The organism is Wenzhouxiangella sp. YN9 (assembly GCF_056324165.1).
This window is the reverse complement of sequence record NZ_JBJNIP010000115.1, coordinates 40,388-65,463: the sequence shown is the minus strand read 5'-3', so window position 1 is coordinate 65,463 and position 25,076 is coordinate 40,388. Positions and strand designations below refer to the sequence as shown.

The 25,076-nt window shown below is 63.6% G+C and carries 30 protein-coding genes; 14 read left to right on the top strand and 16 right to left on the bottom strand.

All coding sequences use genetic code 11. The annotated features are described in order from the left end of the window. Positions 1-17 precede the first annotated feature (17 nt). Positions 18-380 carry a SirB2 family protein gene (locus ACEWQ0_RS12350; protein ID WP_476482239.1) on the top strand — a complete coding sequence of 121 codons (363 nt, stop codon included), beginning with the start codon at positions 18-20 and terminating at the stop codon, positions 378-380. A gap of 150 nt (positions 381-530) precedes the next feature. On the opposite strand, the gene ACEWQ0_RS12345 is transcribed toward ACEWQ0_RS12350, so the two are convergent. The 3 genes from ACEWQ0_RS12345 to ACEWQ0_RS12335 are packed head-to-tail and all read right to left on the bottom strand — an operon-like array spanning position 531 to position 3,063. Continuing rightward, positions 531-1,418, bottom strand: coding sequence for a hypothetical protein (locus ACEWQ0_RS12345; RefSeq protein WP_476482240.1), 888 nt, complete (start codon positions 1,416-1,418; stop codon positions 531-533). 45 nt (positions 1,419-1,463) lie between these two features. Then, positions 1,464-2,315 carry a DUF6502 family protein gene (locus ACEWQ0_RS12340; protein ID WP_476485482.1) on the bottom strand — a complete coding sequence of 284 codons (852 nt, stop codon included), beginning with the start codon at positions 2,313-2,315 and terminating at the stop codon, positions 1,464-1,466. Between the two features lies 1 nt (position 2,316). Further along, positions 2,317-3,063: an EAL domain-containing protein gene (locus tag ACEWQ0_RS12335; RefSeq protein ID WP_476482242.1), complete on the bottom strand. Its 747-nt coding sequence runs from the start codon at positions 3,061-3,063 to the stop codon at positions 2,317-2,319. A 204-nt stretch (positions 3,064-3,267) separates the two neighbouring features. On the opposite strand from ACEWQ0_RS12335, the gene ACEWQ0_RS12330 reads away from it, so the two are divergent. The 7 genes from ACEWQ0_RS12330 to ACEWQ0_RS12300 all read left to right on the top strand — a co-directional run bounded on the left by ACEWQ0_RS12330 (position 3,268) and on the right by ACEWQ0_RS12300 (position 9,589). Then, positions 3,268-5,064 carry an ABC transporter substrate-binding protein gene (locus tag ACEWQ0_RS12330; protein ID WP_476485481.1) on the top strand — a complete coding sequence of 599 codons (1,797 nt, stop codon included), beginning with the start codon at positions 3,268-3,270 and terminating at the stop codon, positions 5,062-5,064. Between the two features lie 2 nt (positions 5,065-5,066). Then, on the top strand, positions 5,067-6,023 hold the full coding sequence (locus ACEWQ0_RS12325; RefSeq protein ID WP_476485480.1) for an ABC transporter permease: 957 nt from the start codon (positions 5,067-5,069) through the stop codon (positions 6,021-6,023). Beyond that, positions 6,020-6,913, top strand: coding sequence for an ABC transporter permease (locus ACEWQ0_RS12320; RefSeq protein WP_476482245.1), 894 nt, complete (start codon positions 6,020-6,022; stop codon positions 6,911-6,913). Before ACEWQ0_RS12325 ends, ACEWQ0_RS12320 begins: the two co-directional genes overlap by 4 nt. A 9-nt stretch (positions 6,914-6,922) precedes the next feature. Then, positions 6,923-7,423 (top strand): hypothetical protein, encoded by a 501-nt coding sequence (locus ACEWQ0_RS12315; protein ID WP_476482246.1) that lies wholly within the window; start codon positions 6,923-6,925, stop codon positions 7,421-7,423. A gap of 14 nt (positions 7,424-7,437) precedes the next feature. After that, a complete protein-coding gene (locus tag ACEWQ0_RS12310) occupies positions 7,438-8,469 on the top strand; it encodes an FAD:protein FMN transferase (RefSeq protein ID WP_476482247.1) in 1,032 nt (343 codons plus the stop codon). A gap of 80 nt (positions 8,470-8,549) precedes the next feature. After that, complete coding sequence (locus ACEWQ0_RS12305) at positions 8,550-8,924, top strand: MAPEG family protein (protein WP_476482248.1); 375 nt, start codon at positions 8,550-8,552, stop codon at positions 8,922-8,924. Positions 8,925-9,022: 98 nt separating this feature from the next. Continuing rightward, positions 9,023-9,589, top strand: coding sequence for a YkvA family protein (locus ACEWQ0_RS12300; protein WP_476482249.1), 567 nt, complete (start codon positions 9,023-9,025; stop codon positions 9,587-9,589). On the opposite strand, the gene ACEWQ0_RS12295 is transcribed toward ACEWQ0_RS12300, so the two are convergent. Beyond that, a complete protein-coding gene (locus tag ACEWQ0_RS12295; RefSeq protein WP_476482250.1) occupies positions 9,569-10,066 on the bottom strand; it encodes a GNAT family N-acetyltransferase in 498 nt (165 codons plus the stop codon). The two genes, ACEWQ0_RS12300 and ACEWQ0_RS12295, sit on opposite strands and share 21 nt — an antisense overlap. Here ACEWQ0_RS12295 and ACEWQ0_RS12290 point away from each other — a divergent pair. Then, the gene (locus ACEWQ0_RS12290) at positions 10,065-11,156 is read left to right on the top strand and encodes a hypothetical protein (protein WP_476485479.1); all 1,092 of its coding nucleotides are present in this window, start codon (positions 10,065-10,067) and stop codon (positions 11,154-11,156) included. The two genes, ACEWQ0_RS12295 and ACEWQ0_RS12290, sit on opposite strands and share 2 nt — an antisense overlap. Beyond that, a complete protein-coding gene (locus tag ACEWQ0_RS12285) occupies positions 11,153-11,512 on the top strand; it encodes an SET domain-containing protein (protein WP_476482252.1) in 360 nt (119 codons plus the stop codon). Before ACEWQ0_RS12290 ends, ACEWQ0_RS12285 begins: the two co-directional genes overlap by 4 nt. A gap of 12 nt (positions 11,513-11,524) precedes the next feature. Here the strand turns inward: ACEWQ0_RS12285 and ACEWQ0_RS12280 are convergent, their stop codons facing one another. Next, a complete protein-coding gene (locus ACEWQ0_RS12280) occupies positions 11,525-12,007 on the bottom strand; it encodes a YajQ family cyclic di-GMP-binding protein (protein WP_476482253.1) in 483 nt (160 codons plus the stop codon). A gap of 254 nt (positions 12,008-12,261) precedes the next feature. On the opposite strand from ACEWQ0_RS12280, the gene ACEWQ0_RS12275 reads away from it, so the two are divergent. Both ACEWQ0_RS12275 and ACEWQ0_RS12270 read left to right on the top strand, forming a co-directional pair. Then, a complete protein-coding gene (locus ACEWQ0_RS12275; RefSeq protein ID WP_476482254.1) occupies positions 12,262-12,777 on the top strand; it encodes a gamma-glutamylcyclotransferase in 516 nt (171 codons plus the stop codon). Positions 12,778-12,869: 92 nt separating this feature from the next. Beyond that, entirely contained in the window at positions 12,870-13,007 is a 138-nt protein-coding gene (locus ACEWQ0_RS12270; RefSeq protein WP_476482255.1) for a DUF3096 domain-containing protein, read from the top strand. Between the two features lie 41 nt (positions 13,008-13,048). On the opposite strand, the gene ACEWQ0_RS12265 is transcribed toward ACEWQ0_RS12270, so the two are convergent. Further along, complete coding sequence (locus ACEWQ0_RS12265) at positions 13,049-14,926, bottom strand: ATP-binding cassette domain-containing protein (RefSeq protein WP_476482256.1); 1,878 nt, start codon at positions 14,924-14,926, stop codon at positions 13,049-13,051. Between the two features lie 183 nt (positions 14,927-15,109). Between ACEWQ0_RS12265 and ACEWQ0_RS12260 the strand changes: the two genes are divergently transcribed. Further along, complete coding sequence (locus tag ACEWQ0_RS12260; RefSeq protein ID WP_476482257.1) at positions 15,110-15,586, top strand: NfeD family protein; 477 nt, start codon at positions 15,110-15,112, stop codon at positions 15,584-15,586. 37 nt (positions 15,587-15,623) lie between these two features. After that, entirely contained in the window at positions 15,624-16,556 is a 933-nt protein-coding gene (locus tag ACEWQ0_RS12255; protein WP_476482258.1) for an SPFH domain-containing protein, read from the top strand. A 72-nt stretch (positions 16,557-16,628) separates the two neighbouring features. Here the strand turns inward: ACEWQ0_RS12255 and cysQ are convergent, their stop codons facing one another. The 10 genes from cysQ to ybgC all read right to left on the bottom strand — a co-directional run bounded on the left by cysQ (position 16,629) and on the right by ybgC (position 25,068). Beyond that, positions 16,629-17,435, bottom strand: coding sequence for a 3'(2'),5'-bisphosphate nucleotidase CysQ (gene cysQ, locus ACEWQ0_RS12250; RefSeq protein ID WP_476482259.1), 807 nt, complete (start codon positions 17,433-17,435; stop codon positions 16,629-16,631). Further along, the gene (locus tag ACEWQ0_RS12245) at positions 17,422-17,607 is read right to left on the bottom strand and encodes a hypothetical protein (RefSeq protein ID WP_476482260.1); all 186 of its coding nucleotides are present in this window, start codon (positions 17,605-17,607) and stop codon (positions 17,422-17,424) included. Before ACEWQ0_RS12245 ends, cysQ begins: the two co-directional genes overlap by 14 nt. A 97-nt stretch (positions 17,608-17,704) precedes the next feature. Further along, on the bottom strand, positions 17,705-18,565 hold the full coding sequence (galU, locus tag ACEWQ0_RS12240) for a UTP--glucose-1-phosphate uridylyltransferase GalU (protein ID WP_476485478.1): 861 nt from the start codon (positions 18,563-18,565) through the stop codon (positions 17,705-17,707). Between the two features lie 1,013 nt (positions 18,566-19,578). Then, on the bottom strand, positions 19,579-20,403 hold the full coding sequence (ybgF, locus tag ACEWQ0_RS12235; RefSeq protein ID WP_476485477.1) for a tol-pal system protein YbgF: 825 nt from the start codon (positions 20,401-20,403) through the stop codon (positions 19,579-19,581). Between the two features lie 29 nt (positions 20,404-20,432). Continuing rightward, positions 20,433-20,963 carry a peptidoglycan-associated lipoprotein Pal gene (pal, locus tag ACEWQ0_RS12230; protein ID WP_476482263.1) on the bottom strand — a complete coding sequence of 177 codons (531 nt, stop codon included), beginning with the start codon at positions 20,961-20,963 and terminating at the stop codon, positions 20,433-20,435. Between the two features lie 53 nt (positions 20,964-21,016). Continuing rightward, a complete protein-coding gene (gene tolB, locus ACEWQ0_RS12225; RefSeq protein ID WP_476485476.1) occupies positions 21,017-22,300 on the bottom strand; it encodes a Tol-Pal system beta propeller repeat protein TolB in 1,284 nt (427 codons plus the stop codon). A 28-nt stretch (positions 22,301-22,328) separates the two neighbouring features. Continuing rightward, positions 22,329-23,309, bottom strand: a complete 981-nt coding sequence (gene tolA / locus ACEWQ0_RS12220; RefSeq protein ID WP_476482265.1) for a cell envelope integrity protein TolA — start codon at positions 23,307-23,309, stop codon at positions 22,329-22,331. Positions 23,310-23,484: 175 nt separating this feature from the next. Further along, positions 23,485-23,928 (bottom strand): protein TolR, encoded by a 444-nt coding sequence (gene tolR / locus ACEWQ0_RS12215; protein ID WP_476482266.1) that lies wholly within the window; start codon positions 23,926-23,928, stop codon positions 23,485-23,487. A gap of 7 nt (positions 23,929-23,935) precedes the next feature. Beyond that, complete coding sequence (tolQ, locus tag ACEWQ0_RS12210) at positions 23,936-24,625, bottom strand: protein TolQ (RefSeq protein ID WP_476482267.1); 690 nt, start codon at positions 24,623-24,625, stop codon at positions 23,936-23,938. Further along, complete coding sequence (ybgC, locus tag ACEWQ0_RS12205; RefSeq protein WP_476482268.1) at positions 24,622-25,068, bottom strand: tol-pal system-associated acyl-CoA thioesterase; 447 nt, start codon at positions 25,066-25,068, stop codon at positions 24,622-24,624. Before ybgC ends, tolQ begins: the two co-directional genes overlap by 4 nt. Positions 25,069-25,076: the final 8 nt, after the last annotated feature.

Here is a 25,076-nt window from a genome sequence, read left to right as displayed (position 1 = left end):
TTGACCCGAACGGATCGATGAGCTACTACCCTCTGCTGAAGAACATCCATATTCTGCTGGCGCTGACCAGCGGCATCGGCTTTGCCCTGCGCGGTTTCATCCGCCTGGTGCTGCGCCGCCCGCTGACACAGCGTGTCTGGAAGATTGCGCCGCACATCGTCGATACGCTACTGCTGGCCTCCGGCATCACCATCTGGATGATCGTCGGATGGCCGCTGATGTCGTGGCTGGGCGCCAAGCTGTTGCTGGTGGTCGCCTACATCTTCACCGGCGTGCTGGCCTTCAGAGCCCGACAGCACACGCGCTCGGTCGGACTTTATCTGCTGGCACTGTGCATGTTTCTCGGCATCGTTTCACTGGCTCTGTACAAGCCCTTCTGATCGGCGCGTCAGCCCGGAACAGGCAAAAAAAGCCCCGGCAGAGCCGGGGCAGGCCAACAACGCACGAGTCGTCAACGGGAAGGGGAAGACTGACGACTCAAGCGCCCATTGGAAACGAAGATCTTGGCTGATTGCACCGCGCTGTTGGCGTCAAGGGATGACAATCGCGCCGCTGGCTGCCGATACCGTCCTGTCGCTGGCTGAAAAGCCGGTTGGCACCTCTTGCCGACCGGGCAGGGCCGCCACAACATGCTCTTCCAGACCAGCAGCGGATAGGCGGTTGACGACAACGCTGGCGCCCGAGGCATCCACTGCAACCTCGGCAACCCCCCATGGCGATAGGCCGCGGCATGCGCCGACCTGCTCACCGGCACCGCCGCTGCCAGAGCCGTGATACTGCAGTGAGGCTCGCGCACAGGCAGCAGCATCGCCAGCAGAGCCACTGCCCGAGCCATGATAGAGAGGCTCTCCCGCAACCGGCTGGCATTCACTCTGGCCGCTGTTGCTGGACCCGCTGCCCGAGCCGTGATACTGCAGGCTGGCGGATTCGCAACCGACACGCTCACCGGACGAACCGCTTCCCGAGCCATGGTAGTGCTTGGCAATGGGCTCACAAGCGTCTGCACCCTGACTTTCCTTGCCGCTACCGGAACCGTGGTAGTCAAGGTCGTTGCCGCCGCAGCCGGCCTCTCCGGCGACAGCGCGGTCGGCGCCAGCGATCACGGCTGCGAAGTTGCGTTCGAAATGCCCGTTGGATACCACGCGATACAGCGGGACCATGTAATAGCCGTCGGCCACGCTTTCAGCCTGGCCGACATAGACACCACTACTGTCGTGAAGTGATACCACAAGGCCGGAGTCACTCTGGCTGAGCGTGATGCCCGCATCACTCTGAGCAAAGGCCAGTCCGTGGAGCATCAAAAAAAACAGCGCAAACAAGGCGAGCTTCGGCATCAGCGATGCGCCGGCTTCATCCTGTTCGATGCCTGTACCCGACTTCTGTATTCCCGTTCCCGATTTTTGAATCAAACGCAGCATGACTCTCTCCTTTGGGCAACGTGCCCAGCGTGTTATTCATGGCAATCAAAGGGGGCGGCGATCAGTATCTTCCCAGTAATACCAACCCACGCCGACGGAACAATCGATATCCTGAGCCGGGTCGGATTCTTCCTTTTCGAGGCGTTTCTCCACCTCGCGAATGTGCTTGAGCAGGAGCTCGCGCATTTCCTGCCTCAGAACCCCCAGACGGCTGGCCGGGATGCGCATTGACCATCGGTCCTGCTGGAGCCAGGGTGCGCGACCATCTTCCGTGTCGGACGTGTTGTGGACTACCGCCCTCCCGAGCCGATTGAATGCAAAGCTGCCGGCCTCGATTGCCGACTTCTTTGACCGTGGAACCAGCATGTAAGACCGATCGAGCAATCGCACGTGGGTTCCCGATTCGTTCAGCTCCACGTTGCCTGCGTCCAGCAAGCGCTCCAGCGCCGTCTGCGGCGTCACGGCTCGGCCGGCGGCACGGCTGACCAGTCTCTGGAACGTGCCGTGCGGCCCATGCACCAACAAAGAAGCAGGCTCGCCCAGTTCAGCACTCTGGAAGTCCTCGTCGGTAACCCAGGTTTCAAGAATGGCCGCCTCCGAACAAACATCCGGCGGGGTGTACTGACGTTCGGGTGTTTCTTCGTATGCCTTGATTGCCCGCCCGTCCATACCGCAAAGCAGGGCCAGGGCTGATCGCGTCACCCTCTGATCAGGCGACTCCTTCTCGAGGTGCGCCCTTGCTTCCTGCACATAGACTTCACGAACAAGGTTGACCAGCGCGGAACACGAGACTCTGCCGACGGCAAATCGAATGACCGGCCTGACCATCCGCGCCATCGCCTCCATCAGCCAGTTGATGTCTTCTGTTGCGCCGGTCTTCTCGACAACCTGACCCATCTCAGATCTCCAGTATTTGCGGTTTCTGGAAGTGATAGCCCTGGCCATAGTGCATACCCAGGGACTTGAGCGCTTCCACCTGCGCGGGCGTCTCCACCCCTTCGGCAATGACTCGCGCCCCCAGGCCACGGCCCAGGGTTGCGATGCTGTCGACCACGGCGCGGCGATTGCTGTCCAGATGCACGCCTCCGGTCACGTCGCGATCAACCTTGAGCAAATCGACAATGCCGGCCGCACACAGGTCAAAACAGTTGATGCGACAGCCAAAGTCATCCAGCGCAACCAGAACACCTGCCTGACGCAGGCGCTGCGCATTGGCGACCAGGGTGCTTTTTTCCCGGCTGCTCCCGAACTCGACCAGCTCCAGACAGATCGAGTGCTCCAGCTGGCGGGCACGGCCCTGACAGTCCAGCACCATCTGCACAAATCGGGAATTGATCAGGGACTCGGGGTGCGTATTGATGCTGACGCGCATCGGCTGCCCCTGCTCCAGCTGCCAGGACACCACGCGCTGGAACACCTCGAGGTCGGTATACACCGGCAAGCGCTCGCGATACAGCAAATCTATGAAGTCGCTCGGAGCCCAGTCACGGTAGGCCCCGCGCGGCCGGACCAAGGCCTCGTACCAGGGCAAGGCCTGCCCGAAGTCGTCATCCAGACTCCCCAGGGCGTGGATGCCGTGAGCGGCGAACGTACAGAATTCGGCAGTGGCTTGCGGCAGTGCGCCCTGGGCTGTTTGCGCATTCACTGGCTCCCCCTTTTCTGTCGTTTGCCATTAATGGTGAATGACAATATCGGCAACCAGCGTCATTTGCAACTCCTTTTGCAAAATATTTCTGCCGCACTTGTGGCCGGTGACGTGACTCCGCTAATGTTGTGCGCGCAGCCGGCCCGGCGTTCGGGTGCAGCGGCTGCCACCAGGCCATTTGGGAAAACCACTCAGGACCGCTCGATGCCATTCATTCGTCTGGCCATATTGCTACTTGCCGTCATCCTGGCCGGCGGCTGCCAGCCAGCCGGCCAGGACGATCAGCCCCCGGCAAAAATCTATCGCCATGCAATCGACGGCGCGCCGAGTTCACTGGATCCGGCCCACGCCGACAACGTCTATGCCGCCACGCTGGCCAGCAATCTTTTCGACACGCTATATCGCTACAAATATCTCGAGCGGCCCTATCAGCTCACGCCCAACCTGGCCCGGGATCTGCCCGAAATCTCCGCTGATGGCCTGACCTACCGCATTCACCTGCGAACTGATGTGCGATTCATTGATGACCCGGCCTTTCCTCAGGGGCAAGGGCGTGCGGTGATCGCCGAGGACGTCGTCTATTCGCTCAAGCGTCACTTTCTGGCGGTCACGCGTTCACGCGGGGACTGGCTGTGGCGCGACCGCATTGTCGGCCTCGATGGGAAACGAGCACTGAGCAGCCCGGACCAGCTCGTGCCCGGTCTGCGAACGGAGGGACGCCACACTGTCGTCATCGAGCTGACACGCCCCTACCCACAGTTCACCCACACGCTGGCCACTGCACTGGCGGCGATCGTGCCGCGCGAGGCCGTGGAACACTACGGAGAAGCTTTCGGCACGCACCCGGTGGGCTCGGGTCCGTTCAAACTGGAACGCTTTGATGAATCCATGGCGGTGCTGCAGCCCAACCCGCACTTTGACCGCGGTGCAGTCGACCTGGCAGCTGAAGGCCATGATCCCGAACGCCACGCCGCATATGATCTGGAAGCGATCGATGGCCGTGACTACCCACTACTCGACCGCCTGGAGATTCACTTCATTACCGAGCCGACAACCCGTTGGAGCAGCTTTCGTTCAAGCCGCGGCGTGGATCTGGTCATGGTGCCGCCGGAAATGGCCGAGCGTGTACTCGACAGCCGCAGCCCGCCCCGGTTTCGACCCGATCTGCGCAAGCGCTATTACAGTAGCGCCACGCCGGAGGCCGGCTTCGTGTTCTACGGGTTCAACCTGGGCAACCCGGCCATCGGTTATCACCCCGACCCCGAGCGCCAGCGCCGCAACCGCGAGCTGCGCTGCGCCATGCGTGAGGCCTTCGACTGGTCGGCGCGCAATGAAACCTTCTATCACGGCCTGGGCGAAACCTTTCCGGGCGTGATTCCGCCGCTGCTGGCTGCGCATGACCCCGTAGCCAGACGTGACTCTCTGGCCCACCATCCGGAACGGGCACGCAAACGTCTGCAGTCGTCCGGCTGGCAAGATGAGGCGTTGCCGGAGTTCGTTTACGGGCTGGAATCAAGCATCCAGCAGCGCCAGATGTTCGAACAGTTCCGGGGCTGGATGCAGGCTGTCGGCATCCCCGGCAATCATTTCAGACCACGGAGCTTCGCCAGCTTTGGCGAGTACGCACGAGCCATCGGCGGCCGCCAGCTCGATCTTTTCCTGATGGGCTGGACGCTGGCTTATCCGGATGCGCAATATGCACTGCAGCTGTTCTATGGCCCCAATGCCGCTCCCGGCGCCAACAGCAGCAACTACAACAACCCCGAATACGACCGCCTGTTCGAAAAGGCCGCCACCCTGCCGGCCGGAGACGATCGCCGGGCGCTTTACAGGCGCATGAACCGCATGATCATCGACGATTGCGCCATCATCGGGTCACTTTCGCGCACCCGCCTTCACCTGTGGAAGCGCCACGTGCGGATGCTGCCGGATCGGGAAATCCTGGGCGGTTATTTCCTGCGCTTTGTCGATGTCGATGTCGACGCTGACGTCGACCATTGACGATGCCGCCCGAAACGCCGGGAAGGACCCTCGTGCGGCGGCTGGCCAGCGGCGTCACGCTGCTTCTCGGCGTTACTCTGCTGAGCTTTACCCTGGTCGTGTATTTCGGACCAGACCCGGCCTGGGAGCAGCTGGGGCGCAACCCCACCGCTGAACAGATTGCCCAGGTCCGCCACCAGCTCGGGCAGGATCGCTCTTTCCTGTTGCGCTACGCGGATTACCTCGGCCGACTGGCACGACTGGACCTCGGCCACAGCTTTGCCAGTGGCGAACCGGTCGGCCATCTCCTGCTTCGAACCGCTGTGGTATCCATCCTGCTGCTGCTGCCGGGATTCGTTGTCGGCATCGTGCTTGCCCTGCTGCTGGCACTGGTGGCCGCCTGGCGCCCCGGCAGCATCCTTGATCGCTTTTGCGCGCTGCTGGCTGCCGCCGGAATGAGCCTGTCGCTGGTCATCATCGTCATAGGCATGCAGGCCATTTTCGGCGTCTGGCTGGACTGGTTTCCGGTTCGCGGCTGGCGTGTGCATGGCCCGCTGAGCTATCTCCATCATGTCACTGTGCCCAGCCTGAGCCTGATTGCCGCCAGCCTGGGATACAACCTGCGTTTTTTCCATGCCATCTTCCGGCAGACCCTGACCGAGGCTCCGGTGCGCACCGCCCTGGCCTGCGGCCTGCCTGCCCGACGCATCTTCAGCGGCTTTGTGCTGCGGGCCGCCGCCCCACCGATCCTTACCCGCATTCTTGTCGCCGCGCCCCTGATCCTGATCTCGGGAAGCCTGATCATCGAGACTCACTTCGGCATACCAGGCCTTGGGAGCCTGACCTGGAAAGCGATGATGTCGGGTGACCAGCCAGTGCTCATGGCCGTGGTCAGCCTGTCGGCAATTCTGTTTGTGCTGGCTCTGGTAGCCACCGATACGCTGACCGGCCTGCTCGACCCAAGGGTTCGGGCAGCATGAACGCCGTGCGCAGCATGACGCGCAACCCAATAAGCGGCGAGCGCCTTGCCGTTGCTGTTGCTCTCGTCATTGTCACCGGCTACCTGCTGCTTGCTGCCGGCGTATGGCTGGGGTTGTGGGGCGGCAATTGGGCCGCCATCAGCGGCAACATGTACGAGCCGCCTTCTGCGCAGCACTGGCTGGGCACCAACCGGCTGGGCCAGGACCTGCTCGAACGCCTGCTCGCCGGTGCAGCGACCGCATTCCGGGTCGGTATCTCGGTGGCGATCGTCAGCGTCACCTCAGGTGCGGTGCTCGGTGGCCTGGCCGGATACGCCCGCAGCCGCCTGATCGACGAGGCGGTGACCTGGCTGATCGGCACCGTCGATGCGGTGCCCTTCTACCTGTTCGTTGTCGCCATGGCCCATGCCATGCAAGGCTGGCCCGGCGCCGTGTATCTGGCCATGGTGATGAGTTTCTGGACGTTGACAGCCCGCCTGGTGCGCACCGAAACCCGCAGACTGCGGCAGCGCGAATTCGTTCTGGCCGCACGGGCAAGCGGGCTCAGGCCTGCCCGAGTACTGTTCCGGCACGTGCTGCCCCACCTGACGCCGCTGCTGCTGGTGCAGCTGTCCCTGGTCTTCGTTGCCGCCATCAAGGCCGAAGTGGTACTCAGTTTTCTCGGTCTGGGGCTGCAGGATCACATCAGCTGGGGCATCATGATTGCGGAGGCTTCCCAGGAGATCCTGGCCGGCCATTACATGAATTTCATTGCCGCCTCAGTGGCGCTGTTCCTCCTGGTCGGGTCGGTCAACCGCCTGGTCGACCGGTTTGAACAGACACTGGATCCGAAACAGCGACACAGACCGGACAAGCGGCTGCGCGGACACGCCAGGGACCATCATCGCTAAGGGACATCCATGAGCCGACCATTGCAAGCACCCGCACCGCACAGGACGCCATATCTACGCGGCCTGCAGCTGGCACTGCTTTCCCTGATTGTGTGCGCCTGTACCGGCGGGGTGCGCGAAATCAAGGGCGAAGCGCCGCTGGTGTCACTCGGCCGGCTCGAGCTGCAAGCCGAACGCCTCACGCTCGACCTGGCGATCCGCAACCTCAACGACCAATCATTCGAGCTGAGCGCGGTCTCGCTGAAGGTTCTGCTCGATGAAGACCCTCTGGCCCGCGGCCGGCACGAAATCCCTCTGCACGTTTCAGCGCGCGGGCGCGAAGTGCTGCACCTTCCCATGACCGCCACCCGAGCCGGCCTGGAGCGGCTCGAGCAGCTGGCCGCCGGCGAAGTGCAACAGCTGCCGTGGTCGCTGGAAGCCACACTGTTTTTCGTCGACGCGCGCGAGCACAAGACCATGACGACAGGCTGGCTGCATCGCGTGCCCGGGCAGCCCGGGCGGTTCCGCTAGCGCCGGTAACTCCGTTGCGCACCGCTCTTGCCCTGCTGACGTTGGCCGGCCTGCTGCTGGCATGCAGCCGACCACCCGAGCTGGTGCAGCATCACCTGGCGGTTTTCGGCACCGAGGTCAGCATAACGCTCCCGGCAGATCAGGACTCCGGGCCGGCCGTCGCCCGTGTGGATCGTGAGCTACAGCGCATGCATCGCGACTGGCACGCCTGGGAGCCCGGGCAGCTCGTGCAGATCAATCAGGCCATTGCCGCGGGCCGCTGCGCCGACCTGCCCGAAGACGTCGCCGCGGTGATCAAGCGGGCCGGCGAGCTCGAGCGTCGCTCCCGCGGCCTGTTCAACCCGGCAATCGGTCGACTGCTCGAACTGTGGGGGTTCCATGCCAGCGAACTGCCCCGCGGCCCGCCGCCGGCAGAAGCAGACATTGCCGACCTGGTATCGCGCGCACCGAGCATGCGCCAGCTGCACATTCGCGACGGCCGCCTGTGCAGCGACAATCGTGCGGTGCAGCTCGATTTCGGCGGCTATATCAAGGGCGTCGCCGTCGAGCGCGCGCTCAAGCTGCTGGCCGAATCCGGCCTCGAGCACGCCATCGTCAACGCCGGCGGCGACCTCGGCGTCATCGGGCGACGTGGTCGACGCTCATGGCAAGCGGCGGTGCAGCACCCCGACGGCCACAGCGGCCACCATGCTGCCGTGCTGGAAGTCCATGACGGCGAGTTCGTGTTCACCTCCGGCAACTATCGCCGCTACCGCCAGGGTGCCGGCATTCGCCACGGCCATATCATCGATCCGCGTGATGGTTACCCGGCCGATGCCGTCAGTTCGGTCAGCCTGATTGCCGAAGACGGCGGCCTGGCCGATGCGGCGGCCACCGCGCTGGCGGTGGCCGGCAATGGAGAATGGCGCGAAATTGCCGCGGCCCTCGGGATCGATCGGGTGATGCGAATCAAGGCCGACGGCAGCGTCGAGCTGACCCCGCAAATGGCCGCCCGAGTGCAGTGGCGTGAACGGCCGAACAGAATCAAGCGAATCTCGACGCGGTAATACGACAGCCTCAACGGCCTCGACGACGATACCGCCACGGCGGTTCATGTAGACTGAAGCACAATCTCGGGAGCCCGATCATGACCATAGCCTTCTGGTGCGTACTCATTGCCGGCCTGATGCCGCTGGTGCTCGCCGGCGTCGCCAAGGCCGGTGACCGGTCCTTCAACAACCGCCGCCCGCGCGACTGGTATCAGAACACCACCGGCTACAGAAAACGGGCCTGGTGGGCGCAGCAGAATACGCATGAGGCGTTGCCGCTGTTTGCCGCCGCGGTGCTGATCGCCCACCTGGCCAATGGCACCCAGGCGGTGATCGATGCGCTGGCGGTGGGTTTCATCGCATTCCGACTGGCCTACGCCATTTGCTACCTGGCCGACATCCACCTGGCGCGTTCGTTGATGTGGCTGGGCGGCATGCTGTGCTGCATCGGCCTGTTCATTGCCGCAATTTGAAGCCCGCCGAAGCGCGGTTGCCATTGACTGCAAGCACCGCGCGCTCTAGGCTATGGCGTTCGGCCCACCGCTGTCGCAAGGAATCTTAGGGACCCCCCATGAGCCTCAGAATCACTCTCGATTTTTCCGAAAAGGACCTCGAACGCTTTCGCGATATGGCCAACAAGGCCGTGGAAAACACGCGAGCAACGAAACCTGAACAGATCATTGCTGCCGCGCGCCAACTTCTGGACGAAGCCTCGAGCCAGGGGCAGAGCAGTGAATTCGTTCGCAGCCGCCTGGACACGCTGCGGCTTCTCATCGACATGATCGAAGACGAAGGCTGGGGCATGAAAGAAGTGGGCCGCCAGCGCGTGCTGGCCGCTCTGAGCTACTTCAACAACCCCAAGGATCTGATTCCCGACAACATTCCCGGCCTGGGCTTTCTCGACGACGCCATCATGATCGAGCTGATGACCCGCGAGCTCAAGCCGGAGATCGACGCCTACCGTGACTTTGTGGCCTATCGAACCTCCGAGTCGGAGCGCCGCGGCATGGACCCCGACGAGCTCAATCGCGGCGACTATCTGCAGGCGCGCGAGCAGGCCCTGCTGGCACGCATGCGCCGACGCCGGCGGCGCAGTGGCGGCGGTGGCGGCCACAGATCACCCTTCTCGCTGTTCTGAGCCGGGGCGGCGAAGCATTTCAATGTGGGGAATGCCGTCCTCGAGATAAGGGGCGCTGACGGTTTCGAATCCCAGCCCGGAATAGAACGCCTCCAGATAGTGCTGGGCGGCAATTCGCACGGCCTGCCCACGAAAACGGCGATCGGTCAATTCGAGACAGCGCCGCATCAGGTCGCGGCCCAGACCACTGCGCCGCGCCGAGAGCATCGTCAGAACACGCCCGATCGACGGCTCGGCGAACGGCTTGCCCGGCGGCAGCACGCGAGCATAGGCCAGAATCGAGTCACCTGACCAGGCGCTGACATGTACACCGGCCGCGTCAAGCCCGTCGATGTCCTGATAGGGGCAGTCCTGCTCGACCACGAAAACCGCCATGCGCGCGGCCAGAATGGTATACATCCGGCTCAGCGCCAGCTCGTCAAAGGCTTCGGTCCGCCACACGATTTCGTCATTCATCGCCAGAGGCCATTCCGTCATGAGTGAAAGCGTGCATCATATCCGCCTGCTGGCCGGACTGGAAATCAAACCGGGCAGCGGCATGCAGCGATACCTGGAGCGCCACCAGGCCGAACTGCTGGCCGGCCACCTCGCCGCCGACCTGCAAAGCGTGGTCGCCGCCGTCGACCGGGCAATGCTGGTGCTCGGCGGCAGCCTGTTCGAACCATTCGAGGTGATCCGGCCCGGCTTTCCCGTCTGGCAGGCGCTGGAAGAACTGGCCGCGACGACGCTGCGCGAACGCGGCTTCGAGCCGCGTATTCTCGCCATCGGCGCCTATCGGGGCAGGATGCCACACACCGCACTGCAGCCCCCGGGCCAGCCACCTCAGGGACAACTCCTTGTCCTGCCCATGACCCTGATCTGCAGCGAAGACGATGCGCAGGAGCTGCGCAACGCGCTGGAGGCGGAGCTGTTCGAGCGCGCCGGCATCGATCCGCCGGCGCGCGCGCTACTCAGCGAGGCCTGCGGCGTGGAAACCGTGCACGGCCAGCTACTGACCCTGGCCGACCTGATTGCGCTGCAGCATGTCCAGCTCGACAGCGTCGGACTGGGCGGCTTCTGGCCGGTGGTCGAGCAGATTCTGGTCGACGACACCCGGGCAAAGGCCCACACGCTGCCGGCCGAACTCGAAGCCCGCTGGGAGCCGGAATCTGCCAGCGTGAACATCACCTTCATCAGCTTCGATCAGTACGCCGGCGAGCTCAGCGACTACACCCTGTGGCTGCGCTCGTTGCGCACCCTCACCACGCTGCTCGACACCCATGGCGTCGACTGGCGCGCCATGGCCGAAGCACCGGTGGTGTTCGACCCCGACGGCCCCAGCATGATCGAGTCGGCCGGCCCCAGCCAGCACCCCGACGGCATCACCGCCCACCGGCACCCCGATATCGGCCTGCTGGCCTGGACCGTGGTCGAGGACGGCCGCATGATGCACATCTACCCCCTGCGACCGCAGGCGGCCGAACGCATCAGGCAAGACATGACAGCACGCGGTCTGCCGCGCTTCGATCAACAGCAGCAAATCCACTTCGACCCGGAGAACGGTCGCCTGCGACCCGCCAGCGAATGAGTACAAAAGAATACAACGACGATTACGACAACAATTACGACAACAATCGCCTGGCCTATGTGGCGCCCTCACCGATTCACGGTCACGGGCTGTTCGCGCGTCGGCGCATCGACGCAGACGAATACATCGGCACCTACGTCGGCCCAGCCACCCGCGATAACGGCATGCACGTGCTCTGGGTCTGGAATGAGGACAGCAACGACTGGGAAGGCATCGACGGCGTCAATGAAATGCGCTTTCTCAACCATGCCGCCGAACCCAACGCCGACTGGTGGGGCGATGAGCTCTATGCGCTCAAGACCATCGAAGCCGATGAAGAGATCACCTTCGACTATGGCTGGGACGAAGAGGAGTGAGCGCGCAAACGCTCAATCGCGCAGGTTCTTGAACTGCAGCGGCAGGCCGAGCTCGGCCTCGCGCAGCAGCGTCATCACCGCCTGCAGATCATCCCGCTTCTTGCCGGTCACGCGAAGCTGGTCACCCTGAATGCTCGTTTGCACCTTGAGCTTCGACTGTTTGACGAGTTTGACCATCTTCTTTGCCATTGCCGTATCGATGCCCTCCACGAGGGTCACGTGACGGCTCGCACTCTTCGCACCGATTTCCGGCTCGTCGGCCTCGACACCATCCAGATCGATGCCTCGCCTGGAAAGCTTTGCGTAGAGCATGTCGAGCATCTGGCCAAGCTGCAGCTCGGACTCGGTCTTGAGCGTGACCCGATTGCCGTCGAGTTCGAACACCGAATCCGTGCCCTTGAAATCAAAGCGGGTGGCAACTTCACGGTTGGCCTGGTCAACGGCATTGGCCAGCTCGTGATGATCAACCTCGGAGACGATATCGAAAGACGGCATGATGACGGTTCTTCTTTGTGGAAAAGGCCATCATACGATCAAAACGCAGCGCACTGCAGCGCCGTGTGCACAGCGGTTACGGCAACTGCATCGCACCTCTCCGCTATACTCTTGCATGGTGCAAACGCTGATCAACACCCTGCCGAACCATTGATGGACTCGTCAATCATGCTCGAGCCGCCTGCGCGAACCGTCGCCCGGCACAGGCTTGGGGGTATCGCTGCTGACGGCATGGACTCGACCGGAGATTCGCCATGACGGACTGGGTTTTTGGCTACGGTTCGCTGATCTACAAGGTGGATTTTCCCTGGCTGGAGCGCCAGCCGGCAGAAATCTCGGGATGGACCCGACGCTTCTGGCAAGGCTCGCACGACCACCGGGGAACGCCCGACGCGCCGGGCCGGGTAGTAACTCTGGTGCCGGCTGCCGGCGAGATCTGCCGCGGCATGGCCTACCGCGTTGAACACCGGGTCTTCGAGCATCTCGATCATCGCGAGAAGAACGGCTACGAGCGTCACCGCGTGGAGATCAGCCTGCTCGACAGCGCGCGAACAGTGGCCGGCAACCTCTACGTCGCCGCCGATGACAACCCGGCTTTTCTCGGCCCCGACGAGCCGGAAAAGATGGCGGCACATATCCTCGGCGCGCGCGGCCCCAGCGGCGACAATCTCGAGTACCTGCTGCAGCTGGCCCACGCACTCAGAGAGCTCGGCGAACAGGACGAGCACGTCTTCGATCTGGAACAGCGCGTCAGCGCCCTGCGCGGCTGAGCTGGCGAACGCGGTGCCCCGCAGCCGCCCGTCATTGCCGGCCCGGTTCTGATAGGCTCGGTGAACAAATTCAAAGCAAAGGTTTTCCTGCCATGACCATCCACCTTGAACTGATCCCCGTCCTGTCGCTGGTCGCCGGCATTGCCATCCTGATCGTGCCCAAGCTGCTCAATCTGATCGTGGCAATCTATCTGATCGTGATCGGCATCGTCGGCATTTTCGGCATCTGAACCGGCGGGACGCTCACCATGATCCGGGCCGGTAACGCAGATTATCCGGCCCGGCTTTCCAGCTCCTCCCAGCGGCTGTAGGCGGCATCCAGCTCGGCCTGCACCGCTTCCACCTCAGCGGTATGGCCAGTGATGGCCTCGGCGTCCTGGCGATAGAATTCAGGGTCATTCATGCGCTCGGTCAGGTCGGCCATCCGCGCTTCCAGCGATTCGACCTTCTCCGGCAAGTGCTCGAGTTCGCGAGCCAGCTTGTAGCTGAGCCTGGCCGGCTTGCTCTTTTTCGGCTCCGGCCTGGCTACGGCCGGCGGGGCTGGCTTGTCCTGCGCAGTCGTTGTCGGTTCGGGGCGCCGCTGTCTGAGCCAGTCGCTGTAGCCGCCGACATACTCGCCCACCCGGCCGGCGCCTTCCAGCACGAAAGTGGCGGTCACCACGTTGTCGAGAAATTCACGGTCATGGCTGACCAGCAGCAGCGTGCCGGTATAGTCGGCGACCAGCTCTTCGAGCAGCTCGAGGGTCTCGGCGTCGAGGTCATTGGTCGGCTCGTCCATGACCAGCAGATTCGACGGACGGGCGAACAGGCGGGCCAGCAGCAAGCGGTTGCGCTCGCCTCCGGACAGCTTGCTGATCGGCGAGCGCGCCCGCTCGGGCGTGAACAGGAAGTCCTGCAGATACCCGATGACGTGCTTCTGCCGGCCGTTGATTTCGACAAACTCGCGGCCGTCGGCCACGTTTTCGGCCGCCGACCAGTCGTCGCGCAGCACTGAACGGTGCTGATCGAAGTACGCAATTTCCAGATTGGTGCCGTGGGTGACGCTGCCCGAGTGGGGCTCGAGCTGACCGAGAAGCAGCTTGAGCAGGGTCGACTTGCCGCTGCCGTTGGGCCCGATCAGGCCGATGCGATCACCGCGGAACACGGTCGTCGAAAACTCGCGAACCATCGGTCGGCCCTCCCAGGCAAACGAAACGCCTTTGGCCTCGATGACCTTGCGCCCGGACTGGCCCGCGCTGGCGGCCTGCATCTGGATGCTTCCCTGGCGCTCGCGGCGCTGCAACCGCTCGCGGCGCATCTTTTCCAGCGCGCGCACGCGGCCCTCGTTGCGCGTGCGGCGCGCCTTGATGCCCTGACGTATCCAGACCTCTTCCTCGGCCAGCTTCTTGTCGAAGCGCTGGTTTTCCAGCGCTTCGGCATGAGCGCGCTCGTCCGCCCGTCGCAGGTAATTCCGCCAGTCGCCCGGCCACGAGGTGACCTGACCGCGATCGATTTCCACGATGCGAGTAGCCAGCGTCTGCAGGAAGCGGCGATCATGGGTGACGAAGACCACGCTGCCGGGGAATTCCCTCAGAAACGTTTCCAGCCACTCGATCGATTCGATATCGAGATGGTTGGTGGGCTCGTCGAGCAACAGCACGTCGGGCCGCTGCACCAGCGCACGGCCCAGCAGCACACGACGCTTCATGCCGCCCGACAGCTGTGCAAATGCAGCCCCGCCATCGAGCCCGAGCTGGTCCAGCACGCGCTCGACCCGCCCGTCCATGTCCCAGCCCCCGGTGGCATCGAGCCGCGCCTGCACGCGCGCCAGCGCGTCCGGGTTGAAATCGCCGCGGCTGATACGGTGGAATTCGGCCAGCAGATCGCCGATATCCCCGAGCCCCTGGGCCACCTGGTCGAAGACGCTGCCTTCGGCTTGATCGGGCACATCCTGCTGCAAGGCTGCCACGCGCGCGCCATCGGCGACGATGACCTCGCCGTCATCGGGCTCGATGGTGCCGGCAATCAGCTTGAGCAGCGTGGATTTTCCCGCGCCGTTGCGGCCCACCAGAGCGATGCGCTCGTTCGGTTCGATATCGAACGCCACATTTTCCAGCAGCAGCGGGCCACCGATGCTGAAATCGAGCTTGCGGATTGAAATCAGGGGCATGGGGGATCGGGCCTGGCGGCCCAAGCATCAAGGGAAACAATGATTGTAAGGAATATCCGCGCCGCTGCGTGAGCGGATAATCCCGGCGGCCACAGAACAGGCGCGTCGGGGCCTGTGATCGGAGTTCAGGCTATAATCCGGTGTCGCCCCGGGGCGGGCGTTACCGGCGAGAGGGAGCACCACATGATCGAGCAGTCCTGGTTCTGGCTGATTCTGGGGGCCCTGCTGGTCCTGTCCGAATTCTTCATGACCGGCATTGTCGCCATCTTTTTCGGCGCCGGCGCCATGCTTGTCGGCATCGCCACGGCCCTGGGCCTGCTCGCCAGCCTGCCCGAGCAGGTGATTACTTTCGCGGTGCTGTCGGTGGGCAGCCTGCTGTTTGCCCGCGAGCGCATCAAGGTGTGGTTTCGCGGCAACGTGTCCGATCGCTGGGACGGCGACCAGGACCTGATCGCATCGCGCGGCGAGCGCGTCACGGTCACGCGAAGCTTTGCCAACGGCGTGGGCCGGGTTCGGCTCAGCGGCGCCGACTGGAAGGCTGAATGCGAGGACGGCCAGTTGCAGGAGGGAGACACCGCCTGGATCATCGGCCATCGCGGCATCACGCTGCTGGTATCGGCCAGCCGCCCTGAATATCCACACGATCAGACAGCGAGCTGATCGGCTTCCCGCAAACCCCATTGCAGAGGGACCCACAATGGACTTCGCCACCGTTCTTTCCCTGATCATACTGCTGATCGTCATCATCGCGGTGGTCAAGACCGCCCAGATCGTGCCACAACGCTCGGCCTACGTGGTCGAACGCCTGGGCCGCTTCCACAGCGTGCTCGATGCCGGCTTTCATCTGATGATTCCATTCATCGACAAGGTCGCCTACAAGCACACGCTCAAGGAAGAGGCGATCGACGTGCCGCAGCAGGCCTGCGTGACCCGCGACAACATCCAGATCCACGTCGACGGCGTGGTCTACATGCAGGTGATCGACCCGCGCCTGGCCTCCTACGGCATCGAGGATTACCGCTATGCCGCCATCCAGCTTGCGCAGACCACGCTGCGCTCGGTGATCGGACAGACCGAACTCGACAAGAGCTTCGAGGAGCGCGTGATCATCAATGAAAAGGTGGTCGAGGTACTGTCTGAAGCCTCCGAGCCCTGGGGTATCAAGGTGTTGCGCTATGAGGTAGCCGACATCACCCTGCCCGAAACCATCCGCGACGCACTGGAAAAGCAGATGCGCGCCGAGCGCGAACGGCGTGCGGTGGTGGCAGAGTCCGAAGGCGCGCGCGAGGCCAAGATCAACGTCTCCCAGGGCATGAAACAGGAGACCATCAACGTCTCCGAGGGCGACATGCAGAAACAGATCAACGAAGCCCGGGGGCGCTCAGAGGAGATCCGGCTGATTGCCGAGGCCACCGCCACCGGCCTGGAGCGCATCGCCACGGCGATCAACCAGCCCGGCGGCAGCGAGGCGGTCAGCCTGCGCATCGCCGAACAATACGTCGAGGAGTTCGGCAACCTGGCGCGAGAAACCAACACGCTGATCCTGCCGGCCGAGCTGTCGGATATCGGCGGCGTGGTCGCCGGCCTGGCCCGCACGCTGGATAAAAGCGTCAAGTCAACCGCAGGCTGATGTCCGGCTCTTCCCGGCTTTGCATGGGTATCAAGCGCCATCGGACGCCGCCTGGCGCTCGCGCAGTCGCTGTCAGGCCCTTGGCGCGAACCACTCTTCGCGCGGCTCACGACAGACGATGAACCAGGGGTTGAGCAGTTCTTCGCGGGCGTTATAGGTAAGCGGCTCGCCGGTTTCGGCGTTGACCACCTGCGCGCCGGCGGCTTCGACCACCGCCTGGGCAGCACAGGTATCCCATTCGCAGGTCGGGCCCAACCGCGGATAGATGTCGGCCGCGCCGTCGGCCACCAGGCACAGCTTGAGCGAGCTGCCCATGGCCACGAACTCGGCGGCGCCCAGGCGGGCAACGAAGTCCTCCACCTCGCGGGTCTTGTGCGAACGACTGCCCACAACCTGCCAGGGGCGGTCGTACTGTTTCTGCCCGGCCGCGATCGCAACCGGCTCGCGATCATCGTCCTGGCGCCAGGCGCCGTCGTCAACGGACGCGAAGTACCAGCGATCCAGCGCCGGAGCGTAGACAACACCGAGCACCGGCTGATGGTTGCGCACCAGCGCCACGTTGACGGTGAACTCGCCGTTGCGCTTGATGAATTCACGCGTGCCGTCGAGCGGATCGACGACCCACAACTCCTGCCAGTGCCGGCGCTCGGACCATGGCGCCTGAGTCAGCTCCTCCGACAGAATCGGCGTATCGGGCGCAATCTTCTGCAAGTGCTCGACGAGGATGCGATTGGCAGCCAGGTCGGCTTCGGTCAGCGGACTCTTGTCGTCCTTGGCGATGACCTCGATTGCAGCCGGGTCGTCATAGACGGCCATGACCGCCTTGCCGGCTTCGGCCACGGCCTCGCGCACGCGAGGCAGCATTTCATTCAGTTGCATAATTTTCTCGAATAGTCGCTTGATTCAGTGCAGGGAAAGCCCGGGCAAAATCTTCAAAACGCAAAGCAGCAGAGACCGCGACGAAAAAAGATAAAGACCGCTCACCGCGAAAGACAAGGGATGGCACGGAATAAAAGAGCTGCTTCAGATAAGGATCGGCCTTTTTTTCCATCTCGTTCCGTGTGATTCCGTGTCTTCCGTGGTTTTGATGTTTTCCATTCTAACTTGGCGCTTTCCTTGCGTCCTTTGCCACTTCGCTGCTTTGCGTTTCAACGGTCATCGAGCCAGGCGGAAAAGCTGTCTCCAAGCTCGGGGTGTTTGCGGCCCAGATCGACGGTGGCCTGCAAGAAGCCCAGCTTGGAGCCGCAGTCGTAGTGCCGGCCCTCGAACTGGTAGGCGTCGACTGCCCGCTCTTCAAGCAGCGCGGCAATGGCATCGGTGATCTGGATCTCGCCGCGATGATCCGGGGCGGTATGCTCCAGCAGCTCGAAAATGCGCGAGTGGAGAACATAACGCCCGACAATGGCCAGGTTCGAGGGCGCATCCGCCGGCTCGGGCTTTTCCACCATGCCGTGAATGCGGCCGCTGCGGCCGGTAAAGGGCTCGGTAGCGACCACGCCATAGGCGCGGGTCTTCTCGCGCTCCACTTCCTCGACGCTGACCACCGACGCGCCCGTCTCGGCGTGGTGGCGGACAAGCTGGGCCAGCACCGGATCATTGCCGTTGTCGATCAGATCATCGGGGAGGATCAGCCCGAATGCGGCGCCCGGCACCAGGGATCGGGCGCACAGCACGGCATGGCCCAGACCCAGCGCCTGGCGCTGTCGGACATACAGGCACTCGACGCCTTCAGGCACGGTGGCCTGCGCCAGAGCCAGCAGTTCGTGCTTGTCGCGCTGCTCAAGCTCGGTTTCGAGCTCGAATGCGGTATCGAAATGATCGGCGATGGCGCTCTTGGTCCGCCCGGTGACAAACACCAGCCGGCGGGCGCCGGCCGCCACGGCTTCCTCTACCGCGTACTGAATCAGCGGCTTGTCCACCACCGGCAGCATCTCCTTGGGGATGGCCTTGGTGGCGGGCAAAAACCGCGTGCCGAGGCCGGCGACGGGGAAGACGACGGTTTCGATCATGGTGGATGTGCCCCAGGTTGCCACAAAACGGCCATGGTAGCCCATCCCGGATCAGGGGCAGGACAATAATGTTGCCTGACTGGTTGGCTGGTTGGCTGGTTGGCTGGTTGGCTGGTTGGCTGGTTGGCTGGTTCGGCGCGTACGGGTTGGCGGGGCGGCTGCGCCGCGATGCCGTCCGGGCGCTTTGTGCGTTGCAGTCTGGTGAGGTTGATGCTGCCGGGCGCTAGGGTGGCCTCGACAAGTCAAAGGCGTTCCGCCCGCCTGCTGCGCAGGCTGATGGCGGGTAACTTTCTTCCAGAGCAAAAAAAGTAACCAAAAATTGCTCTTCAAAGTCAACGTCCCACGTTCGATTGTTTCAGGACTTACCTGCTGTGCGGGCTGGCCCCTTCGCGACGATACCTTCGCGAATACTCCGTCGGAGGATCTGGTGGCGCTAGCAGGAATGGGGCGATGCCGACATCAAAACGGCCCGGCTTCGATCCCTTGACATTGGATTGCACGGCGGTCGCGCTTGGCTTGCTGGTTTCGAGGACGTCCGCTTCGCGATCTGCGGCAAGCTTCCAGCTCTACTGCCTCGGCTCCCCGCAGATGGCGCGCGCTGTGCGCGCGATGTAACTGATTTCGGGCGTAAGCCCATGATTTCTCCCATGGCCACTTTCGGAAGCCATCCAGGCCAACGCGCGACCAGCCGGGTATTCGCGAAGCCCGCCCACCGAAGGGGCCAGCCCCCGCAGTCATCAATCTTCTGAGATAACCGAGCGTGGGATATTGACCTTCAAGCGCGCTTTTTCGTGCCTTTTTTCGCGCTGGAAAAAAGGTACCCGCCCAAAGTGCTTGCGAAGCAAGCCGGGCGGAACGCCTTTGACTTGTCGAGGCCACCCTGGCGCCCGGCAGCATCAACCTCACCAGGCCGCAACGCTGGAGCCGCTCGGATGGCATCGCGGTGAAGCTACTCCGCAAGCATCGGCAGATACCGAACCAGCTAACCAGTCAACTAACGCGCCAACCGCCGATCAGTAATGTCCGGCCAGGCGCATGTCGCGCAGGCGGCCTTCGGCCAGCCGTGAGAGCGTTGTGCCGGGGTGCTGGCTGCGCACCTGCTCGAGCGCGGCGCGGGCCTCGTTCCAGCGTTCGAGCTCGTAATGGCTGAAGCCGATCTTGAGCAGCGCATCGCCCTGCTTGCCGCTGTCAGGAAATTGCTCCAGCAGCTCTTCGAAATAGCTCAGCGCGGTCTGGAAATCGCGCGTGACGTAGTAGGTCTCGGCCAGCCAGTACAGCGCGTTGGGCGCGTAGGACGAGTCGGGATAGCGGTCGAGGAAGCTCGAAAAACCTTCGGCAGCATCAGCGTAACGCGTTTCGCGCAGGGCGCGGAAGGCGCGATCGTAAGCGCTCTTTTCTTCTGCGCTCACCGAAGCGAGATCGCGGGACGGGCCGGATGACGGCTTCGCCAGCGGGGTGACCTCGGGCTGAGCGTCAATCGGTGCCCGCACCTCGGGCTCATCACGGGCCGGCCGCTGCGGCGGCACGGACTCGCTGGCCGGTGCCACCGGCGCTCTGGAAGCGCTGCCGGACTCGTCTGCCGGGCGCTCGCTGCGGTCGTCGCGGGCAGGCGCCCTGTCCCCCTTTTCCAGCGCCTGCAGACGACGGTCGAGGTCCAGATACTGATCGCGCTGGCGGCGTCGAAGGTTCTCGATTTCGCGCTGCTGAGACTCGGTCTGGCCCCGGAGCTCACGCACTTCCTCGAGCAGCTCCTGAACCTGATAGACCGTGTCGCTGGCATCCTGCGCCTGGGCCGGCGCGGTGACGGCGGTCGGCACCAGGCCGACCGCCGCGATCATTGCTGCTGTGGTGAAGGTCTTCAACGCCATTACCGGGCCGTGTAGACGATCTCCACCCGGCGGTTGCGCTGCCAGCAATCTTCACTGCTTTCGCGGCAGACCGGGCGCTCTTCACCGTAGCTAACAACCTCGATCTGGCTTGAAGAGACGTTGTTGGCACGCAGCAGATCCTGTACGGAATTGCCGCGGCGCTCGCCCAGGCCAAGGTTGTACTCGCGTGAGCCGCGCTCGTCGGCATGGCCTTCGAGAATCACCCGCGCCGAAGAGTTGGAACGCAGGTACTCAGCGTGTGCTTCGATGATGGGGCGAAACTGCGAGCGCACGTTGGAGCGGTCAAACTCGAAATAGACAACGCGCTGGCTCAACAAGCTGTCGGCATTGTCGAGGTTGCGCGGGTCGGAAAAGTCACGCGGATCAAGGCGCTGGGTTTCCGGCTCGGGCGCTGGCTCGGCCGGCGGCGGCGGTTCGGGGGTTTCGGGTTCTTCCACCGTTTCCCTCGCGCAGGCGGCCAAAATGGCAGCCAGCATGACAAGGGCGATAAAACGCAGTGCAGTCTTCATGCTACCTCCTGGGGGATCAAACAGGCATTTTGTTGGGGCAAACTTCAGTCTTTTTATTGAATCATTGGCGACCAGGCCGGCTCTCGAACATCATCACCCTCGCTCAGAACCAGCCTCTGACGAACCCGACCATCGGCCGAAACGGCGGCCAGTTCGTTTCTGCCGTTTCGGCGGGCAGAATACAGAACCATGCTGCCGTTCGGCGCAAAACTCGGCGACTCGTCCAGCCGACCATCAGATAATACACGCAAACGCTCCGTTTCGCGATCATGGATTGCGATGCGGTAGTCATTGTTACCCTCGCTGTAGATAACCGCCAGGTAGCGTTCCTCCAGCCCGATGCTGGCGTGGGCGTTGTAGCGCCCTTCCCAGGTCACCCGCTCGGGGTCACCGCCGGCGGCATCCATGGCATAGATCTGCGGGCGGCCAGCACGGTCGGAGGTGAAATAGATACGCTGGCCGTCAGGCGACCAGACCGGCTCGGTATTGATCGACCAATGATGCGTCATCTGCTCGCTGCGGCCGGTTTCCAGGTCGATCACCCAGATTTCCGGGCTGCCGGTGCGCGACAGGCTGACCGCCAGCTTGCGGCCATCGGGGGAGAATGCCGGCGCACCGTTGATGCCGCGATCGGCGCTGACCACTCGATTTTGTCCGGTATAAAGATCCTGCACGACGATCTGCGAGCGCCCCGTGGCAAAAGAAACATAGGCGAGCTTGCGTGCGTCCGGTGACCAGGTCGGCGACAGGATCGGTTCGCTGTTGCGTACCACCGTCTGGGGGCTGTGGCCGTCCGCATCGGCAACGACCAGCTCGAACAACTCGCTGCCGGCATCGTCCTCGCGCACGGCAACGTAGGCAATGCGCGTGGCAAAGGCGCCGGGCACGCCCAGCAGGGCTTCGTAGACGGCATCGGCCACGCGGTGGGCGCCAAAGCGCAAATCACCCAGGCCCACGGTCATGGCCCTGGAAAACAGGACGCTGCCGCTGTGCACGTCAAGCAGGTGGTATTCGATCTCATAGCCCATGCCGTCGTGGGTCTCGCGCACCGAACCGACCACCAGATGATCGACCTTGAGCAGGCGCCAGGTGCCAAACCGCACTTCCGTGGGTCGGGAGGGGCGGTTGACCATTTCCGCCTCGTCCATCGGGTCGAACAGCCCCGAACGATGAAGGTCGGCGCTGACGATGGCGGCCACGCCGTCTTCGGGCTCGGGCATCTCGGCGTTCCAGGCAAACGGCGCGACCGCAATCGGCATGGCACCCTCGACGCCGTCGACGATCTCGATGCGCAAATCCGCTGCCGCCGGCGAACTGGCCAGCAACAGCAGCAGCACGATGCCGGGGATTCCTCTCAGAAAGCCCTTAACCGTCGTAAACAAAAACAAATGTGATCTGGCGCTCGAATACATCTTCATATCCTTGGTAGGGCAGTTGGCCGACCCGCATCACCGCCGCGGTGATCGAGCGGCGCGTGGCCTGGTCGGCGTTGCAGGGAGAAACAATGCTTGCATCAATGATTTCACCGCCGGGAATCTGAACGACTCGAACCGAGCATTCTACGCCCGGATTGGCCGTTGGCGGTCGAATCCAGTTGCGCCGCACCAATTCACGAATGGTACCCACGTATTCCTCTCTGAGCGTGGCGCGCCGGGCATCGGCGGCGGCCCGCTCATCGGCCAGGCGGAGGCGCTCGGCCTCCTCCTCGGCTTGTTCCTGCTGGCGTTCACGCTCGCGCTCGTCGGCCAGCGCCTGCAGGCGACGCTCCTGTTCCTCGCGCTGGCGCTGAGCCTCTTCGCGCTGCCGCCGCAGTTCTTCGAGCTCGCGCTGGCGGGCCTCCTCGCGCTCGCGCCGCTGCTGCTCAAGGCGACGACGCTCACGCTCGGCCTCCTGACGCGCCTTTTCGTCTTCCTGGCGGCGGCGCTCGGCCTCTTCTTCGCGGCGGCGCTTTTCTTCGCGACGCTGCTGCTCAAGCTGCTCCTGGCGTCGTCTTTCAGCTTCTTCGGCCTGCTGCTGTTCTTCCTGGCGCTGGCGTTCGGCCTCTGCCTCCCGTTGGCGCTCGAGTTCGGCCTGACGCTCACGCTCGGCCCGCTCCGCCTGCTGCTGGCGTTCAAGCTCGGCCTGGCGCTGGCGCTCGGCTTCTTGCTGGGCGGCCTGCTCCTGCGCCCGATCGGGCTCGGCGACCGCGCCCTGATCGACCAGGGTCACGCGTACCGGCACCGGCCGGTGCTCGAACGGCTTCCAGTCCCAGGTCCCCACAATCAGGATCAGCACGAACCCCAGGTGCACAGCCACCGCCAGCCCGAGGGCGGACAGAAAGTCCTTGATTGCCTGCTTTCGCTGCAAGGAGAGCACGATTACCTGTCAACCCGAAGCCGTCGGCAAGCACATTTCGAATCCCGCAGGGCGCGAAGATCACGAAGAAGTGACAGGGAAAGAAAAGGATTCATGAATTCTTCGTGTCCTTCGTGGTGCATTTCAGAATCAGCAATCAACACGGGCGCCCTTGCGACCGGCGGAGTCAGTTCTGGTCCGGATTGTCCGGCTCCGGATCGCCGATCATGCCCACCGAGGCGACGCCGGCGCGCTGGAGCAGCACCATGGCGCGGTAGATGTGCTGATAATCGACCCGGCGATCGCCGCTGACGGTGACCTGCAGCTGCGGATTGCGGGCCACGATGGCGCCGACCGTATCGACCAGGGTTTCGCCATCGATCAGCTCGGGCGCGTCCCCGGTATCCAGATACATGTCGCCCGATTCGGTAACCGTCACCATCAGCGGATCGCCCTGATCGCTGATCGGATCGGCCGAACCGCTGGGCAGCTCGACTTCGACGCCCAGGTTCATCAGGGGGGCGGTAACCATGAAGATGATCAGCAACACCAGCATGACGTCGATATAGGGCACGACGTTGATTTCCGACATGTGCCTGCGGCGCCGGCGAATATACGGTGAGTCGGACATAGGCGGGCTACCCCTTCTCCTGCAGCCGACGCGCCTGTCGGAGAAGGATGGAGGCGAACTCTTCCTTGAAGTTGTCGTAGCGGATCGCCAGGCGTTCGACCTGGTTGGAGAAGCGGTTGTAGGCGACCACTGCCGGAATGGCGGCGAACAAGCCCATGGCGGTGGCAATCAGCGCCTCGGAGATACCCGGCGCGACCATGGCAATGGTCGCCTGCTGCGATCCGGCCAGACCACGGAAGGAGTTCATGATGCCCCAGACCGTGCCGAACAGGCCGACGTAGGGGCTGACCGAGCCGACCGTAGCCAGAAAGCTCAGCCGATGCTCCTGGCGATCGAGCTCGCGGGTCAGCGTCACGCGCATGGCGCGCTGGGCACCGTCGGTGATCGACTCGGGATCGAGCTGGCGCTCTTCGCGCTGGCGCTTGAACTCGCGAAAGCCGGCTTCGAACACGCTTTCCATTCCGTCGCGCGGCTCCCGCCCCCCGGCAACGGCATCATAGAGCTGATTGAGATCAGCGCCCGACCAGAATTTCTCCTCGAACTTCTTTGCCCGCGATTCGGCCCGCGACAGCATCTGACGCTTGCGGAAAATGATCACCCAGGAGGCGACCGAGGCCGCCAACAACAGGGCCATCACGCCCTGCACCAGCAGACTCGCTCCATGGATGAGTTCCCAGACTTGCAACTCGCCGTTCATTGCGCTTCCTGTTTGTATTGTTGTCGTTGAATGGCCGCACGCAGCGCCTCGGGCATGCGCGCCGGAACAAAACGGTCGGCGGCCAGGCAGGCGGCGTCCACCCGCGCTGTAGCCAGCAGCTCGCCATCACGGGCGCGCACCATGCGCTGGCTGAACGTCAGCGAGGCCGCTCGCAGGTGTTCGACGCCGATCGTGATCTCGAGTTCATCTTCGAGCCGGGCCGGCATGATATAGCGGGTGTCGACCCGGCGCACCACGAACAGGCGATTCTGCTCACGGCGCATGGGCACCTGGGGAAAGCCCATCGCCAGCAGCCAGTCGGACCGGGCGCGCTCGAAAAACGCCAGATAGCGCGCGTGATAGACCACGCCACCGGCGTCCGTGTCTTCCCAGTAGACGCGGTAGCGGAAGGGACTCTCCACTTGCCCTGGCAGATCACTCATGAGTGCCG

Coding starts and splice junctions, on each gene's coding strand:
- ACEWQ0_RS12280 (WP_476482253.1), bottom strand. CDS start 12,007: ATGCCGTCTTTCGATATCGTCTCCGAGGTTGATCATCACGAGCTGGCC.
- ACEWQ0_RS12330 (WP_476485481.1), top strand. CDS start 3,268: ATGCCATTCATTCGTCTGGCCATATTGCTACTTGCCGTCATCCTGGCC.
- pal (WP_476482263.1), bottom strand. CDS start 20,963: ATGAAGACTGCACTGCGTTTTATCGCCCTTGTCATGCTGGCTGCCATT.
- ACEWQ0_RS12260 (WP_476482257.1), top strand. CDS start 15,110: ATGATCGAGCAGTCCTGGTTCTGGCTGATTCTGGGGGCCCTGCTGGTC.
- ACEWQ0_RS12285 (WP_476482252.1), top strand. CDS start 11,153: ATGAGTACAAAAGAATACAACGACGATTACGACAACAATTACGACAAC.
- ACEWQ0_RS12245 (WP_476482260.1), bottom strand. CDS start 17,607: ATGGAAAAAAAGGCCGATCCTTATCTGAAGCAGCTCTTTTATTCCGTG.
- tolQ (WP_476482267.1), bottom strand. CDS start 24,625: ATGAACGGCGAGTTGCAAGTCTGGGAACTCATCCATGGAGCGAGTCTG.
- ACEWQ0_RS12290 (WP_476485479.1), top strand. CDS start 10,065: ATGAGTGAAAGCGTGCATCATATCCGCCTGCTGGCCGGACTGGAAATC.
- ACEWQ0_RS12320 (WP_476482245.1), top strand. CDS start 6,020: ATGAACGCCGTGCGCAGCATGACGCGCAACCCAATAAGCGGCGAGCGC.
- ybgC (WP_476482268.1), bottom strand. CDS start 25,068: ATGAGTGATCTGCCAGGGCAAGTGGAGAGTCCCTTCCGCTACCGCGTC.
- ACEWQ0_RS12345 (WP_476482240.1), bottom strand. CDS start 1,418: ATGCTGCGTTTGATTCAAAAATCGGGAACGGGAATACAGAAGTCGGGT.
- ACEWQ0_RS12265 (WP_476482256.1), bottom strand. CDS start 14,926: ATGCCCCTGATTTCAATCCGCAAGCTCGATTTCAGCATCGGTGGCCCG.
- ACEWQ0_RS12295 (WP_476482250.1), bottom strand. CDS start 10,066: ATGACGGAATGGCCTCTGGCGATGAATGACGAAATCGTGTGGCGGACC.
- ACEWQ0_RS12315 (WP_476482246.1), top strand. CDS start 6,923: ATGAGCCGACCATTGCAAGCACCCGCACCGCACAGGACGCCATATCTA.
- ACEWQ0_RS12300 (WP_476482249.1), top strand. CDS start 9,023: ATGAGCCTCAGAATCACTCTCGATTTTTCCGAAAAGGACCTCGAACGC.
- ACEWQ0_RS12275 (WP_476482254.1), top strand. CDS start 12,262: ATGACGGACTGGGTTTTTGGCTACGGTTCGCTGATCTACAAGGTGGAT.
- tolR (WP_476482266.1), bottom strand. CDS start 23,928: ATGTCCGACTCACCGTATATTCGCCGGCGCCGCAGGCACATGTCGGAA.
- cysQ (WP_476482259.1), bottom strand. CDS start 17,435: ATGCAACTGAATGAAATGCTGCCTCGCGTGCGCGAGGCCGTGGCCGAA.
- ybgF (WP_476485477.1), bottom strand. CDS start 20,403: ATGATCGCGGCGGTCGGCCTGGTGCCGACCGCCGTCACCGCGCCGGCC.
- galU (WP_476485478.1), bottom strand. CDS start 18,565: ATGATCGAAACCGTCGTCTTCCCCGTCGCCGGCCTCGGCACGCGGTTT.
- ACEWQ0_RS12255 (WP_476482258.1), top strand. CDS start 15,624: ATGGACTTCGCCACCGTTCTTTCCCTGATCATACTGCTGATCGTCATC.
- ACEWQ0_RS12305 (WP_476482248.1), top strand. CDS start 8,550: ATGACCATAGCCTTCTGGTGCGTACTCATTGCCGGCCTGATGCCGCTG.
- ACEWQ0_RS12350 (WP_476482239.1), top strand. CDS start 18: ATGAGCTACTACCCTCTGCTGAAGAACATCCATATTCTGCTGGCGCTG.
- ACEWQ0_RS12270 (WP_476482255.1), top strand. CDS start 12,870: ATGACCATCCACCTTGAACTGATCCCCGTCCTGTCGCTGGTCGCCGGC.
- ACEWQ0_RS12340 (WP_476485482.1), bottom strand. CDS start 2,315: ATGGGTCAGGTTGTCGAGAAGACCGGCGCAACAGAAGACATCAACTGG.
- ACEWQ0_RS12325 (WP_476485480.1), top strand. CDS start 5,067: ATGCCGCCCGAAACGCCGGGAAGGACCCTCGTGCGGCGGCTGGCCAGC.